Source organism: Meishania litoralis (assembly GCF_042611095.1).
Lineage (GTDB): Bacteria > Bacteroidota > Bacteroidia > Flavobacteriales > Flavobacteriaceae > Meishania > Meishania litoralis.
Map to the genome: position 1 here is coordinate 65,889 of NZ_JBHFPV010000005.1, position 16,290 is coordinate 82,178.

At 43.4% G+C, this 16,290-nt stretch carries 11 protein-coding genes; 8 read left to right on the forward strand and 3 right to left on the reverse strand.

Annotated elements, in window-relative coordinates; genetic code table 11:
- Positions 1 to 27: 27 nt before the first annotated feature.
- Complete coding sequence (locus tag ACEZ3G_RS15470; RefSeq protein WP_432426423.1) at positions 28 to 573, reverse strand: pyridoxamine 5'-phosphate oxidase family protein; 546 nt, start codon at positions 571 to 573, stop codon at positions 28 to 30.
- A gap of 725 nt (positions 574 to 1,298) precedes the next feature.
- Here ACEZ3G_RS15470 and guaA point away from each other — a divergent pair.
- Genes guaA through ACEZ3G_RS15490 form a run of 4 tightly spaced genes read left to right on the forward strand, consistent with a single transcriptional unit; the run spans position 1,299 to position 5,940 of the window.
- Positions 1,299 to 2,831, forward strand: a complete 1,533-nt coding sequence (guaA, locus tag ACEZ3G_RS15475) for a glutamine-hydrolyzing GMP synthase (protein WP_432426424.1) — start codon at positions 1,299 to 1,301, stop codon at positions 2,829 to 2,831.
- 2 nt (positions 2,832 to 2,833) lie between these two features.
- Positions 2,834 to 5,005: an amino acid ABC transporter substrate-binding protein gene (locus ACEZ3G_RS15480; RefSeq protein ID WP_432426425.1), complete on the forward strand. Its 2,172-nt coding sequence runs from the start codon at positions 2,834 to 2,836 to the stop codon at positions 5,003 to 5,005.
- Between the two features lie 6 nt (positions 5,006 to 5,011).
- A complete protein-coding gene (locus ACEZ3G_RS15485) occupies positions 5,012 to 5,416 on the forward strand; it encodes an OsmC family protein (RefSeq protein WP_432426426.1) in 405 nt (134 codons plus the stop codon).
- Positions 5,404 to 5,940, forward strand: coding sequence for a DUF922 domain-containing protein (locus ACEZ3G_RS15490; protein WP_432426427.1), 537 nt, complete (start codon positions 5,404 to 5,406; stop codon positions 5,938 to 5,940). Before ACEZ3G_RS15485 ends, ACEZ3G_RS15490 begins: the two co-directional genes overlap by 13 nt.
- 35 nt (positions 5,941 to 5,975) lie before the next feature.
- On the opposite strand, the gene ACEZ3G_RS15495 is transcribed toward ACEZ3G_RS15490, so the two are convergent.
- Complete coding sequence (locus ACEZ3G_RS15495) at positions 5,976 to 6,500, reverse strand: hypothetical protein (RefSeq protein WP_432426428.1); 525 nt, start codon at positions 6,498 to 6,500, stop codon at positions 5,976 to 5,978.
- A 135-nt stretch (positions 6,501 to 6,635) separates the two neighbouring features.
- Positions 6,636 to 7,505: a hydroxypyruvate isomerase family protein gene (locus tag ACEZ3G_RS15500; protein ID WP_432426429.1), complete on the reverse strand. Its 870-nt coding sequence runs from the start codon at positions 7,503 to 7,505 to the stop codon at positions 6,636 to 6,638.
- Between the two features lie 48 nt (positions 7,506 to 7,553).
- Between ACEZ3G_RS15500 and ACEZ3G_RS15505 the strand changes: the two genes are divergently transcribed.
- The 4 genes from ACEZ3G_RS15505 to ACEZ3G_RS15520 all read left to right on the forward strand — a co-directional run bounded on the left by ACEZ3G_RS15505 (position 7,554) and on the right by ACEZ3G_RS15520 (position 16,176).
- Positions 7,554 to 7,796 carry a DUF3820 family protein gene (locus ACEZ3G_RS15505; protein WP_432426430.1) on the forward strand — a complete coding sequence of 81 codons (243 nt, stop codon included), beginning with the start codon at positions 7,554 to 7,556 and terminating at the stop codon, positions 7,794 to 7,796.
- Positions 7,797 to 7,845: 49 nt separating this feature from the next.
- On the forward strand, positions 7,846 to 9,483 hold the full coding sequence (locus ACEZ3G_RS15510) for a CTP synthase (RefSeq protein ID WP_432426431.1): 1,638 nt from the start codon (positions 7,846 to 7,848) through the stop codon (positions 9,481 to 9,483).
- Between the two features lie 71 nt (positions 9,484 to 9,554).
- Positions 9,555 to 11,408 carry a membrane protein insertase YidC gene (gene yidC / locus ACEZ3G_RS15515; protein ID WP_432426432.1) on the forward strand — a complete coding sequence of 618 codons (1,854 nt, stop codon included), beginning with the start codon at positions 9,555 to 9,557 and terminating at the stop codon, positions 11,406 to 11,408.
- Positions 11,409 to 11,757: 349 nt separating this feature from the next.
- Entirely contained in the window at positions 11,758 to 16,176 is a 4,419-nt protein-coding gene (locus ACEZ3G_RS15520; protein WP_432426433.1) for a T9SS type A sorting domain-containing protein, read from the forward strand.
- Positions 16,177 to 16,290 lie beyond the last annotated feature (114 nt).

Genomic DNA, 16,290 nt, shown 5'->3' on the forward strand with positions numbered 1-16,290 from the left:
TGAATTTCCATTAATCCTTAAAAGATTCTAGGGTACCAAGAAATCGGATTCCCATGAAGTACCTTTTTTAGAATACCGCAGTCTGACATGATTCGGGCGTTTCAATCTTAGGTATTCTATCTTGAAAGGTTCTACGCTTATCAGGCAGAAATGGTTGGTGTCGTCAAGATATTCCAAGGTATCGGGATTGGTGAGGATACTTCCTGGGGCGGCCTTTGTTGTGTAATCTCTTTGACCAGCTTTGTGAACATTATGCCAATGCTTATTCAAAATGTTTTCATCATTTATAATGGTCGCAAGTCCTTCGATGCGAATTTGGAGCATTTTTTCAGGATGGTAAAACAACAAGCTTACCCTGTTATTTTCTTTGATGTGCAATACCTTTTTGGATCGCATATCGGTATAAAAATGCAGGTTGAGCAAACTATCGACTGAGCGGATTACGACGGTACGCTGCCTTGGCATTTTTTCCAGCCCCAAAGTAGCCAACACACCGTATCGAAAGGGGTGGCCCTTCGATGAAACTCCTTTTTGGAGTTCTTCCTTTAACTCGTTAAAAAAATCATCAGACATGAACCCATATTTTCTTTATTAAAGTTAAGTAAAAACTAGCATTGAAAATCATATACTTAATCAGATTACATACAAGAAAGTAAAAAAAATAAAAACGTAAGTAATTGTAAATAAATAAATTATGATTACGTGAAAAAAAATTGTCAAAAAAGGTGGATATAAGGTAGGGTTTTTAATCCCATGGGTGTTATATATAAAAATTGCTATGAATTAAGAAATACATACTTCATCCTGGTTTGCCCACAATAAATCGGGATGAAGTTTAGAAAAAAAAATTTGATTTGAGTTAGTTTAATCAAGTTCATGTGTTTAGGTTGGTTTTTTGATTTTGATTAAAAGCCGCGATGTAGGGTCGCGGCTTTTTTATTTCTATAAAACCTTCAAATCAATTGGTTATTGAATACTGTAAAGTTGTCCAGTGCCCGCCCCATTTAATTTTCCTCTAACTATATTATGTTCCTATTACTTTTTTTACCCATTGAATAGGTGGTTTAGATTAGTTGGTCTTTATAAGGTGGCACGCGATCATGTAGATCATTACCTCGAGCAGTTATAGAAGCGCGGTAATAAAAAAATAGACGAATGAATTAATTTGAATTTAAAACTTGTTCGGTGCGAGAGTACTATTATCAATTTTTATCTGTTGTTTCAAGACTTGTTGAAAAACATGGTACAAATATCGGCAAAGAAGCTTCGCCAAATTTTCGATTTTCCTATTTTTGCCCATGCAAAACAACGTCCTTATCCTTGACTTTGGCTCGCAGTATACCCAGCTTATAGCAAGAAGGGTTCGCGAACTGAATATTTTCTGCGAAATAAAACCTTACAATAAACTCCCAAAAGACCTTTCGAGCTATAAAGCGGTCATACTTTCAGGCTCGCCGTTTTCGGTACGTGCAGATGATGCGCCGCATCCCGATCTTTCCGAAATAAAGGGAAAGAAACCGTTGTTGGGCATTTGCTATGGAGCACAGTACTTGGCACATTTCAATGGTGGAAACGTAGAAAAATCGAATACGCGGGAATATGGTCGCGCCAATCTTTCGCATGTTGAGAACGCAAATCCTTTTTTCGCAAATATCAATGTCGGGAGCCAAGTTTGGATGAGCCATGCCGACACGATAAAACAGCTTCCCGAAAACACGCATCTTATTGCCAGTACGCATGATGTCGAGAATGCCGCTTTTAAGTTTGAAGGAGAGGAAACTTATGGCATTCAATTTCATCCTGAAGTCTATCATTCGACCGATGGCAAACAGCTTTTGGAGAACTTTTTGGTCAATATCGCCGGGGTGGCCCAAACATGGACGCCCGACGCCTTTGTCGAATCGACGGTAACCGAATTAAAAGCAAAGATCGGCGATGACAAAGTAATTCTTGGATTGTCAGGTGGGGTCGATTCAACGGTAGCCGCTGTATTGCTCCATAAGGCCATCGGAAAACACCTCCATTGTATTTTCGTAAATAACGGTCTGTTGCGCAAGAACGAATTTGAAGATGTACTTGAGCAATACAAGGGTATGGGACTCAATGTCAAAGGTGTTGATGCTTCGGCACGCTTTTTGGATGCTCTGGCAGGAGAGAGCGACCCCGAAACAAAACGTAAGATTATCGGAAGGGTGTTCATTGAGGTTTTTGACGACGAGGCGCATTTGGTCGAAGATGCGAAATGGCTGGCACAGGGTACGATTTATCCCGATGTTATCGAATCGGTTTCGGGTACCGGAGGTCCCTCCGCAACAATTAAAAGTCATCACAATGTGGGTGGATTACCAGATTTTATGAAATTGAAAGTCGTCGAACCCCTTAAGATGTTGTTCAAAGATGAGGTAAGAAGAGTGGGCAAGAGTATGGATGTAGGCGATGAGCGTTTGGGAAGGCACCCATTTCCCGGTCCGGGACTTGCCATTCGTATCCTGGGTGACATTACCCGTGAAAAAGTGGCCATTCTACAAGAAGTCGACCATATTTTCATCAAGGGACTGCGCGATTGGGGTCTTTACGATAGGGTCTGGCAGGCCGGGGCCATGCTTTTGCCCGTAAATAGTGTAGGCGTAATGGGTGATGAGCGCACGTATGAAAAATGCGTAGCTTTACGAGCGGTCGAAAGTACCGATGGTATGACCGCAGACTGGGTCAATTTACCCTATGAGTTTTTACAGAAAACGTCGAACGAGATAATTAATAAGGTGCCCGGAGTGAATAGAGTGGTATATGACATCAGCTCAAAACCCCCGGCGACCATAGAATGGGAATAGACATGAACCGATTTTTGAAAAATACCTTGATTTTGCTCATGTTCGTTTTCATGGGCTGTAAGGCCACCGCACAAAAGTTTACAAGTCATGCGGTAAAAAATGGTGAAACTTTAGAATCGATAGCAAAACGGTACGGGGTAAGCCAGACGACCTTGCTCACGTATAATAAAGAAATCAAGAAAGGACAAGATTTAAGGGCGAACACGATTTTGGTCATTCCTGTCACTTCCAATACGGTAAGGCCAAGCACAAACATTACGGGTAAAACGAGTGATACGATACCTGCTCATGAAGAACCTATCGGATTCACTTCTCATAAAGTGCGTAGAAAAGAGACCCTTTTCGGTATTGCAAAGCGATATAATATTACCGAAGACGATATCAAACGATACAATCGTGTGCTTTATGCCTCACAGTTGGAAAAGAAGATGGTTTTGCGCATACCTAAATTTCGTAGGGTAAAACCGGGAGAGGAAATCATTGAAGAAGATTTCGAGGTTTATACCGTTGCGCCTAAAGAAACCCGTTGGAGTGTGGCGCACAAATATGGCGTTACAATCGATAGTATGCTGGTCTTGAATCCCGATCTTTCGAAAACTTCTGATTATCTTAGGGAAGGGCAAGAACTTCGAATGCCAAGATTACCGGGAAGCACTATTCCTGATCAAGAAACCCAGCTATTTGTTTCTTATACCGTGCCCGCCAAAATGAATTTTTACCGGTTGGAACAAGAATTCGGCGTGAAATCGGAAGAGATAGTACGGTTGAATCCTGAAATAACCGAACAAGGAGGGTTAAAGGAGGGTATGGTGATACGCATTCCACAGGTGAAAAGGGATCCTGGTGAGATCAATACCGATAATTATAACTTTTATGAAGTCAAACCCAAACAAACCGTTTTTTCGCTGACCAGAAAATTGGGTGTGGATTATAAAGATCTTTTGGCGTTGAATCCAGATTTACAGGAGGGTTTGAAAGCGGGTATGGTGTTGAAATTGCCCAAGGACCAAACCGGTGATTTTGAAGTGCGAAATTCGTTGGTACTCGATAAGATAAATCTGTTGGATAGTATTGATGTCGCCAATAGGCCCAAATTGATGTTTCTTCTGCCCTTTCGTTTGGATCGTTTGAACCTTAGCGACCGCGAAGAAGTCGAGGAAGCCATTTTTAAAAGAACCGATGTGAAATTGAGTTTGGGGTTGTATTCGGGAGCATTGATCGCTTTGGATTCCATAGCGGAGCTTGGTATTTCGGTCGATGTGAAAACTTTTGACAACCAGCTTGATCTTGTCAAAACCAAAGAAATTCTGCTAAGGGAAAGTCTGACCGATGTAAATGCCGTTATCGGACCATTGGACTTGGCTTCGTTAAAAGAGGTGGCCGTTCGCGCCGCTCAATACCAAGTACCTGTTATAGCCCCCATACCTGCGAATAGCAACATTAGCCTGAACAATGTATTCTTTTCATATACTTCAGATGCTTTGCTTCGCAAAAAAATGATCGATTATGTGGCTGGCGAGAAGACCAATCAGAATATTATCATTATTGCAGATTCGGTCAATGCGGTGGTACGCGATTCACTGCTATCAAGATTTCCTGAGGCCAAGGTGGCCGAGGTAAAAGAGGAGGAAAAGAATATCGGTGTCAATATCGATAAATTAAAACTATTGTTGTCAAAGAAAACCGAGAACTGGGTATTTTTAGAGACCGACAATTTTAGGTTGGCCTCAAGTGTTAGCTCGATTTTGAATTCGTTCCAGAATGCCCTCTTGGATCCCCTTGACGAAGAGAAGATAAGTTTGCGCATGTTCACGACGAATAGAGGAAAAGCTTTCGAAAACGATGTGATTTCGAGCGCCCATCTCTCGAATCTTAATTTTACGTATCCATCGGTGTACAGAGAACCCCAGAAGAACTCCTTTACCGAAAGGTACACAAGGCGATTTGGTGAATTTCCTGATCGTTATGCCGTTCGTGGTTTTGATATGACCTTTGATCTTTTATTGAAATTGGCCTATAAAAACAATCTGATGGAGGTGTCAAAACTTATCGGGGAGACCGGTTATACGGGCAATAAATTTTCTTATGAAAAAGATTTTGCATCAGGATATTTCAACCAATCTTCATATATAATGAGCTATGATGAGATGCGATTGAAAGAGGTCGAAAACTAAAATGCCATGACATCAAAAGTAACTTATAAGGGGGGGCTTCGTACAAGTTGTGAACACTTGCGTTCCGGTGATACATTTATTACCGACGCCCCGATAGACAACAATGGAAAAGGTCAGGCTTTTTCGCCGACCGATACCGTTGCGACAGGACTTGCAAGTTGTATGCTGACCATGATGGGCATTAAGGCCAATGGCCTGAACGTAGATCTTGTGAATGCCACGGCAGAGGTTACCAAGCATATGGCGGCCGACCCGAGACGTATCGCAAAGATCGAGGTAAAATTGAGCCTGCCGAAGAATGTGTCGGAAAAGAACCGTAAGATTTTGGAACATACTGCGAATACTTGCCCGGTACTCTATAGTCTGCATCCCGATATTGAAAAAGTAATTTCCTATAATTGGGTATTTTAAAAAATATTTGCTGCCTGATTTTTTTGCTATCGTCGGGTTTTATACTCTCCCAAGAAGAGGAAACCATTCCTTGGAGTCCTGATAGAAAGTTAATGTGGGAAGATTTCAAGGGAAGACCATTTAAAACGGCATGGGCCGCTGCCGTCACTGCAAGCGGGATCTCTTATGAATTTTCTTCAACGGAAACGAACGGGGAGTTGAAACTTGATATCGAGATCAGTACGCATTTTTATCCTGATAAGTCCTGGTTTCAGCCCGACTTGGTCAACGGCGTCATTTTAAGTCATGAACAATTGCATTTTGATATTGCCGAACTTTTTGCCCGAAAGATGCGCAAGCAAGTGTCCCAGGCCAATTTGACAGGTAATGTCAAGGCCGAAATCAAAAAGATATACAGAGACATTTTGAAAGAACTCGGTGCCTTTCAAAAAAAATACGATTATGAGACCAATTTCTCGCGTAACATTCAGCAACAATTGCAATGGAACGCGAAAATCGCAGAACTCTTAAATGAAATGGAGTAGTGCATCGCTTATTTTCGTGGAAATACCCCGGTACACTAAAACCGTAAAGAAATACCGGTGGTCAAATAGGCTACACCGTAACCGGCTTCGGCAAATACGGCTATGTTCTCTGCAAAGTACCATCTGCCCCCAATAAAAGCGGTGGCCCCGGGTCTACTATTAAAATTACCATTGCCATCATAAGATAAGATGTTATATGAGGCCATTACGCCCCCATAAACATCTAGATTGTCAACATCCAAACCATTAAAGTGGTAAGCGCCCCTTACCCCGATGATGGTATAGTTCCACTTGTCATTTCCACCGACGTAATCATATTTATAGGTCTTTGTGCCAATATAGCCGCCAAGGCTTACCACACCCGGACCGGGCAATTCCCAGATCCCTCTTTCGTAACTAACGCTAAGACCGATACTTTGTGAAGAAGTCGCATAACTGCCAAAGGAACCTCCAAAACCGACGCCACCATTTATCACATTGGTTCCGACATTGAATTCTTGCGCATGTATAAGTGATACACCCAACATGGCACACGCAAAAAGTAAGATTGATTTTTTCATAAATGGAATATTATTGATTGATTTTTCACTGTTAATTTCGATTAATTTTTTAAAGAAATGACCAAGTTGCTATTCGGAAATTTGAAACCCTATATTAAAACACATTTAAACGGCCTTGGTAATTTGACCATCTAGCTAAACATCGCAGATTGAAACCCCTTCCTTTAGCGCCGCAATTTTATCGTCCCAGGTGGGAATAAACTCTTGGGCCACATAACCTTTGAACCCAGTGGCCAAGATAGCTTTCATTATGGCCGGATAAAATAACTCCTGGGTCTCATTGATTTCATTTCTACCGGGGTTGCCACCGGTATGGTAGTGCCCAAAATACTGATGATAATCTTGAATGTTGCGAATAATATCACCCTCCATGATCTGCATATGGTAGATATCATATAAGAGTTTAAAATTGTCCGAACCCAATCTCCGGCACAATTCAACACCCCAAAGCGTATTGTCGCACATGTAATCCTTGTGGTCGACCTTTGAATTCAAAAGTTCCATTTGTATTATGACACCATGCTTTTCGGCGGTCGGTATGATCTGCTTCAGTCCTGTAACACAGTTTTGCAACCCGACTAGGTCGTTCATGCCTTTTCCATTTCCGCTAAAGCAAATAAGGTTGGTGTAACCCGCTTCGGCCACCTTCGGAATCATTTCGATATAGTTTTTAACAAGTGTTTCATGGTGCTTGGGGTCGTTCCATCCTTCCGTAAGACCTATTTCCGCCCCATTGCACATTGATGAATGAACATTATATTTTTTCAACAAAGGCCAATCTTTAGGTCCCACAAGGTCCATTGCCTTGATGCCCAAATCGTTAAAAGATTTTAAAAGGTCTTCCAATTCAATTGAACTATAGCACCACCTACAGGCACTATGGTTTATATTTCCTTTTAGTTGGTTATTGGCAAGTTTACGTGAAGAGTTGGCATTGGCATTATTGTAGGCTAAAATACCCATAGAGGCAGCGGCCGAAGTCCCTATAAATTTTCTTCTTTTCATTTTATTCTTGGGTTTCTTTTTTTAAAGATATAAGTTTTACTTTTAAAAATGGAAGTATCTCCCGACAAAGAACATCTGATCGAGCTTGCCCATTATCGAATGCCGTTTGGAAAATATAAAGGCCGTTATCTTGTGGATCTTCCCGAGGCCTATTTCACATGGTTCAGGCAAAAAGGATTTCCGAAGGGCAAGCTTGGAGAATTGTTGAAGGCTATGCACGAAATAAAGATTAACGGTCTGGAATCCCTGATTTACAAGGTTCAAAAAGAATTTCCGAAAGATACCCTGTGAATTGTTCGGGCAATTTGTATCTTTATGCCCCGTAACACAGAACCCCATCATGTCGCAGACAAAGTACATCTTCGTTACGGGAGGCGTGACCTCTTCATTAGGAAAAGGAATCATTGCAGCATCTTTGGCCAAACTCCTACAGGCCAGGGGGTACAAGACCACCATTCAGAAATTAGACCCTTATATCAATGTTGATCCAGGTACTTTGAACCCGTATGAGCATGGGGAGTGTTATGTGACCGATGATGGTGCCGAAACCGATTTGGACCTTGGCCATTACGAACGCTTTTTGAACGTTCGGACTTCGCAGGCCAATAATGTCACGACCGGACGCATCTATCAAAGCGTTATCGAAAAGGAGCGTAGAGGTGAGTTTTTGGGCAAGACCGTTCAGGTAGTCCCCCATATCACGAATGAAATAAAAGAACGGGTCCAGTTGCTCGGAAACAGCGGTGAGTACGACATCGTGATAACCGAAATAGGCGGAACCGTTGGTGATATCGAATCATTGCCCTATATCGAGGCCGTGAGACAATTACTTTGGGAATTGGGCGATAATAATGCCATAGTGATCCATCTTACTTTGGTTCCCTTTCTTTCGGCAGCCGGAGAATTAAAGACAAAACCGACGCAGCACAGTGTCAAGACCCTCATGGAAAGCGGTATAAAGGCCGATATTTTGGTCTGTAGGACCGAACACGAAATATCCGATGAGATAAAGGAAAAATTGGCTCTTTTCTGCAATGTCAAGCGCGAGGCGGTGATTCAATCGATCGACGCTTCGACCATATATGACGTTCCGGTAATGATGCAGGAGGAAGGGTTGGATACGGTGGCCCTGCGTAAATTGGCATTGCCCGATGATAGGGAGACCGACCTGAATCAATGGAACGAGTTTTTAGAACGCCATAAAAATCCTAAAAACGAGGTTACCGTAGGTTTGGTCGGAAAATATGTCGAATTACAAGATTCGTACAAGTCCATTTTAGAATCCTTTATACATGCCGGAGCCGTCAACGAAGTTCGTGTAAAAGTACGTTCAGTACATTCCGAGCATCTTACTGAAAAGAACCTCGAAAAGAAGCTTGCCGGTTTGAACGGAATATTGGTCGCACCAGGATTTGGTGAAAGGGGCATCGAAGGAAAGATAAAGGCAGTGCGGTATGCCCGTGAAAATGGTATTCCATTTTTGGGAATATGTCTCGGTATGCAAATGGCAGTAATCGAGTATGCTAGAAATGTTCTTGGATTGTCGGGTGCCAACTCGACCGAGATGGATGAAAATACCCAGAACCCTGTTATCAGTTTGATGGAAGAACAGAAAACGGTTACCAATAAAGGGGGCACGATGCGTCTTGGTGCGTGGGACTGTAAACTGCTTGACGGTAGTCTGGTGCAAGAGGTCTATAACGGGGCGTCCGATATCTCTGAAAGACACCGTCATCGCTATGAATTCAACAACGAATATAAAGCGCAACTCGAAGCGGCCGGACTAAAACCTTCTGGGATAAATACAGCTACCGGGCTGGTCGAGATTGTAGAACTTCCCAAGCATCCCTGGTTTATAGGGGTACAATATCATCCAGAGTATAAGAGTACCGTCGCGAATCCGCACCCGTTGTTCGTCGGCTTTGTAAAGGCAGCCTTAAAGCGCAAAAAACAACAAACGAATGCCAGTTTGGCATAAACTCCTTAATTGGACATATATTTGCGTTCTGAAAACCGAATATTTTACTCGATATTAATTATTTCACCTAGATGGAAGAAAAGAAACTCGATATAAATTCGATAATAGGTTTTGTGCTTATTTTCGGAATTCTACTTTTTTGGATGTACCAAAACCAACCGACCCCCGAAGAGTTGGAAGCCCAAAAAGCCAAGCAAGAACACGTTGAGGCCGAGGCCGTAAAGAACGAGGCGCGGAGCGCTGAGGTCCGTGAGGCGGCTACTTTGGATTTTCAAGACTCAACAGCTGTCGCCAATTACAAAAGCACGATAGGTGCCTTTGGTTTTACGGCACCTTCTGAAGGCACCACCAAATTGGAGAACGATTTGATTTTTCTCGAGATAGGCAATAAAGGAGGTCAGATCGTTGAGGCCCGAATGAAGCAGTTCAAGGCCTACGATTCCGTTCCCATATATTTGGTAAAAGATGGTAATGCTTCCTTCAGCTTGAATTTTACGGCATCCGATAATAGGGTTCTGGATACCAAAGATCTTTATTTTGAGCCTTCTTTAAGTAAAAATGGGGAAAATCAGGTGTTGTCCATGAAGGCCAAAACCTCGCCGACCCAATTTCTCGAGTATCGCTATGAAATGAAACCGAACGATTATATGGTGGATTTTACCATAAGATCTCAAGGTCTGAATGGAGTTATCAATAGTTCCAAACCTGTGCAAATGCAATGGAATTTGAAGGGAATTCGGCATAATAAAAGTGTCACGTATGAAAATCGTTATACTAGACTGACCTACAATCATGATGACGGAAAAATAAGTAAACTCTCCGAGGGAAGCGATGATGAGGAAACCGAAACCGATATAAAATGGCTGTCCTACAGACAGCACTTTTTTAGCTCGATTCTAGCGACTAAGGAGAATTTCGAATCGGCAGAACTGTCTTCCAAGAATTTGGTCGAAGAAGAAAGTCCGTCGCAAGGCTATACCAAGGAATATACCTCGCTGGTACCTTTAAATATTCAGGGGGGTGAACTTTCCAAAAATATGCACTGGTACTATGGGCCAACCGATGCATTGGTATTGGACAAGTACGACGGATTCGACCTTGATGATAGTATTCCTTTTGGTTGGGGTATTTTTGGTTGGATCAACCGTTATATTTTCACCCCTTTCTATGCTTTCTTGAGTTCATTTTTACCCGCCGGCATTGCCATTATCGTAATGACCATATTGGTACGGTTGGCGATGTCCCCGGTTACTTATAAGTCCTACTTGTCACAGGCAAAGATGAAAGTACTTAAACCCGAGATTACCGAGTTGGGCGAAAAGTACAAGGATAACGCCATGAAAAAGCAACAGGAGACCATGAAGCTTTATAGCAAAGCGGGTGTGAGCCCGATGAGCGGTTGTGTGCCGGCACTATTGCAAATGCCGATATTTTATGCGCTTTTCATGTTTTTCCCGACTTCGTTTGCCTTGCGGCAGAAATCATTTTTGTGGGCTGACGACCTTTCTTCATATGATGCAATTGCACATTTACCTTTTAGTATTCCTTTTTATGGAGATCATGTAAGTCTATTCCCGATTTTGGCATCGGTGGCGATATTCTTCTATATGATGATGACCACGGGCCAGAACATGCCCCAACAGCCCGGTATGCCCAATATGAAGTTCATCATGTACTTGATGCCCTTTATGATGTTGTTCTTCTTTAACAACTATGCAAGCGGATTAAGTTTGTACTACTTTATTTCGAACCTGATTACCATAGGAATTATGTTGGTAATCAAGAATTTCATTTTGGATAATGATAAGATACATGCACAGATACAAGAGAACAAAAAGAAGCCCAAAAAAGAAAGTAAGTTTCAGCGTAAGATGCGCGAGATGATGGAGCAGGCCGAGGCGCAGAAAAAGGTGGGCAAACGATAATATCCTTATTGCATACAATACAAAAGCTCCTTTATCATCAAAGGAGTTTTTTCATTTTAAGGGATTTTTGTGCATTTCATCGATAATATTAATACAATGTTAACGTTATCAAAAAATATTAAGAACTTTAACATAACAAAACCATTGGCAATAGTCAAGATTCCGATATTCTCGATATATTGATTTGAACTTTTACTCTATAATTCTTCCCCCGACTAGTTTATAATTCTTCACGAGAAGCGTTTTTTGCTATTTCATGTTTTGTTGACTTGTAAGACCCCACGCTTATCAGTTCGACATTAGTCTTTTTTGTTATGGTAAAGTTATAACTAAATCAAAAAACTTTATCATGGGTAAATTTCTTTACTTCTTATTATTAAAGGTCTTAAAAAATTTCGTGCTGCTTGCATCCTTATTGGTTTGCGTAAATATTTCAGCACAAAAGATCGAAAAGCTTGAACAAGCGGCAAATGGTAGTTTGTCTAGTATTGATAATCCAGTGGATTGGGTAACTGGAAATGTCAATGCGGCTAAGGCACACTACATAGAATGTATGACAATTCCATACCATTTGGAAGTTGTCAATTTAGTGCCGGGAAGTTCTTACTCTGTTTCCATTGGATGGGATACTAAAAAGGGTGTCAATGAACACGCGATAGATTATTTGACATCTTATGACCATAATGGCAACCATAGTGCCTTCGGTCATTCTCCTGAGGTAATCGACCCTTTAGATAATACGGCATTGGATAATACATCACCAACGGAAAACCGGTATGCTATACCTTCTCCAAATGCTACCGACAGCGGTACTCCAAATCAACCAACTAACGCATTTAATTCTTTAGCACCTTCGGAGCGTGAAATGTCAATATTTAATGGTACAATATCTTCAATGAGTTATACAGCTCAGGATGACCTCGATTTGGCTGCTGCATCTTCCTATCTTAAGATAGATTTTGTTGCTTCGGCCAGTACGGTTGTTTTAGCGTGGGGCGGTCACATTGCTGCGAAAGAAATATGGGGAGTAGGGAATTCCGCTACAGCAATTTCGGGTAGTCCATATCATATGTTTGTTGATGACTGCGTTGGTTTAGATGGATGTGGTAACAAAGAAGTCCAGTTACAGGCTTCGGCTGTTCAATCACCTCCTACATGTGACATAACAGGACCCGATTCCACATGTGCTGTTGAAGGTAGTAATTTAATATTTGAGGCTCAAACTGATTTAGGGACAACTTTTGGTTGGGAACTTATAAATAATACGTCGGGGGCGTCCATTGTGGGGATAAACAATGATCAGTCTGTTACGGTTGATCCGGGAAACAATGATGGCTCATTTCAAGTACAGGTTACTATTGGTCTCCCTGTGACGGGGGGCACTGTTGAAACAATTTGTTCAAAAATAGTTGAAGTTTATGAAGCCCCTAAAGCAGGGGAAAACGGAACTATCGCGCTGTGCGAGGGCGACGCCGCCCCCACGGAAGCGGAACTGTTCGCCGCGCTGGGCGCGACGGCGGATGAGGGCGGTACCTGGAGCGGCCCCGACGCTGCCGGCGTGTACACCTATACGCACGCTGCCACGCAGACCTGCCCCGAGGACAGCGCCACGGTAACGGTGAGCTACGAAGAGCCCAAGGAAGCAGGGGAAAACGGAACTATCGCGCTGTGCGAGGGCGACGCCGCCCCCACGGAAGCGGAACTGTTCGCCGCGCTGGGCGCGACGGCGGATGAGGGCGGTACCTGGAGCGGCCCCGACGCTGCCGGCGTGTACACCTATACGCACGCTGCCACGCAGACCTGCCCCGAGGACAGCGCCACGGTAACGGTGAGCTACGAAGAGCCCAAGGAAGCAGGGGAAAACGGAACTATCGCGCTGTGCGAGGGCGACGCCGCCCCCACGGAAGCGGAACTGTTCGCCGCGCTGGGCGCGACGGCGGATGAGGGCGGTACCTGGAGCGGCCCCGACGCTGCCGGCGTGTACACCTATACGCACGCTGCCACGCAGACCTGCCCCGAGGACAGCGCCACCGTTACGATAAACATAGAGGACGCCCCAGAACCCAATATTACAGGGAACAATGTCTACTGTTATGACGGTAATGGAGTAACCTTAGACGCAGGAGCCGGCTATACCAGCTATCTTTGGTCTACTGGAGAAACCACGCAAATGATAACAGTAGATGCTGGCAGCTACACAGTACAGGTGAGCAATGATCAAGGGTGTGAGGCAACTTCAGAAGCTTTTACGGTTCGATCATACGAAATGTTGAGTTGCAGTATCGTACAAGATGAACTTGCAACGAATTTTCAAGCAGCCGATGGTGTGGCCACGGTCACGCCAATGGGCGGATCGGGAGACTATACCTATCTCTGGGACAATGGCGAGACCACCCAGACCGCGACCCAGTTGACCTATGGCATGCATTCGGTTACAGTTACCGATGCTGAATGTGGCGAAACAACCTGTGAAATTTTCATTAGTAAGAATTTGATTTGTGGTGTTAGTCTCGTATCTGCGGCAACGTGTGCCGGAGGCAATGATGGAGTGGCTACGGTCACGGCATTTGGAGGCTACGGTGATTACTCGTATTCGTGGGACGGTGGCCCATTTGTCGCCAGCCCGACCAATTCGGCCCTCAGTGCTGGAAACCATACTGTAATCGTTATGGACGAAACTGGGGCTACGACACAATGCTACATCGATGTACCAGGTGGTGGAGCGGTCGACTTGAGTTGTGGAATTGTACAAAACCAATTGGCAACAAATTTTCAAACAGCTGATGGTGTTGCTACAGTGACCCCTGTTGGAGGAAGCGGATCTTATTCCTTCCTTTGGGACAATGGCGAGACCACCCAAACGGCGAATCAGTTGACCTACGGCATGCATACGGTAAACGTTGTCGATTTAAATGGTTGTGGAGAGACTTCATGCGAGATTTTTATACAGAAAAATATAATATGCAGTGTGAGGCTCGATTCCCCCGTAAGTTATGCAGGAGGTAGTGATGGGCAGGCTACGGTAACCGTATTCGGTGGTTATCCAGGCTATACCTACTCTTGGGACGGCGCTGCCTTTTCAGACAATAGTACCGTTAGTAACCTAAATGTTGGATATCATACGGTGACAGTAATGGACACGGTAGGTAATACAACTGAATGTTCCGTAATGGTCACCGGTCCGAATGATTTGACCTGCAGTATTAGCCAGATAGAACTTGCTTCAAACTATTTGTCAAATGATGGATCAGCAACGGTATATGCTGAAGGTGGATCTGGGGCTTATACCTATCTATGGGACAACGGTGAGACTACACAAACGGCGATTGCCCTGACCTACGGTGTGCACTCGGTGCTGATAAAGGATTCAAATGGTCATGAAACCGAATGCGAGATCTATATCAATAAGGTCTTGATTTGTGGTATAACACTTGATTCACCGGCAGGATGTACCACTGGTGGTGGTGTGGCCTCGGTAAAAGCCTACGGAGGATATGCACCTTATACTTATTCATGGGACGGAGGAGCCTATACAAGCAATGATACCAATGATAACCTAAGTGTAGGTACTCACAGCGTAACAGTGATGGATTCTACCGGTGCAACATCGCAATGTTGGATAGAGGTGATAGGAACAGGTGAAATGAGTTGTAGTATTACGCAAGATGCCTTGGCAAGTAATTATTTGTCAGCAGATGGCGTGGCAACCGTCAATCCTATCGGTGGAAGTGGATCCTACACTTACCTCTGGGACAATGGTGAAACTACTCAGACCGCAACAATGCTAACATACGGACCACATACGGTGACCGTAACCGATAGTAATGGTTGTGGATGGACTAGTTGCGAGATAATGATCAACAAAAATCTTATCTGTAGCGCAGGTCAGGTTTCACCCGCTACGTGTGCAGGCAGTGAAGATGGCGTAGCGTCGGTCAATGCTTATGGAGGATATGCACCATATACCTATTCGTGGGATGGTAGCGGTTTTTCAAGCGATAATACTGCGGATAATCTGGGTGTAGGATATCATACGGTCGTAGTGATGGATGCCACTGGTGCGACCTCTGAGTGTTCCGTCATGATATCCGGTCCTAATGTATTGGGTTGTAGTATCAATGTAACTAATGATATTAGCGCATTTGGAGCTCATGATGGTTCTGCTACGGCCATTGCTGTGGGTGGTACGGCACCTTATGATTATGAATGGAGCAATGGTGAAACTACCGCGAGCGTTGAAGGATTGGGCGCAGGTACTTATACGGCTACCATAACCGATGCGAATGGTTGTACCGTTAGTCTTGAAGTTACCATTGCCGAAGGTGATACGGAAGGTGTTGTAGTTACCGAAGAGGAAACGGTAGAAGAAGTGTTTATAGTTGATACGGAAGTATCGGTTGATGAACCAGAAGAAGAACAAGAATCGGAAGAAGTCTTTATTGTAGAGGATAATACCACCAATACAGATTCAAGTACTCTTGGTGATCCTAATCCTGGTATCACCGTTTCCGAAACTGTTGTGAAGGCCTATCCGTTGACCTTTGTAAATGACTTGAACTTAAACATCAAGATCAATTATGATGCAAAGCTTAATATTAGGATGTACGATATGAATGGCAGAACAGTTCTTAGTGATGACAGTAGATTCGTTAAAAAGGGCTCTAACGAGCTTAGGTTCAATGTGAATCGATTGGCACCTGATGTTTATGTGCTCATAATACATACTGGTTCGGAAAGAATCGTAAAAAAGGTAATGTCAAGAAAATAGGCATTGAAAGCATTCCTGAAGTTAAAAACGCCCCATTGGGGCGTTTTTTTATTTTTAAACTGAAGGTAGATGAATACAAAAAGCCCCGACGAATAGTCGGGGCTTTTAGCATTA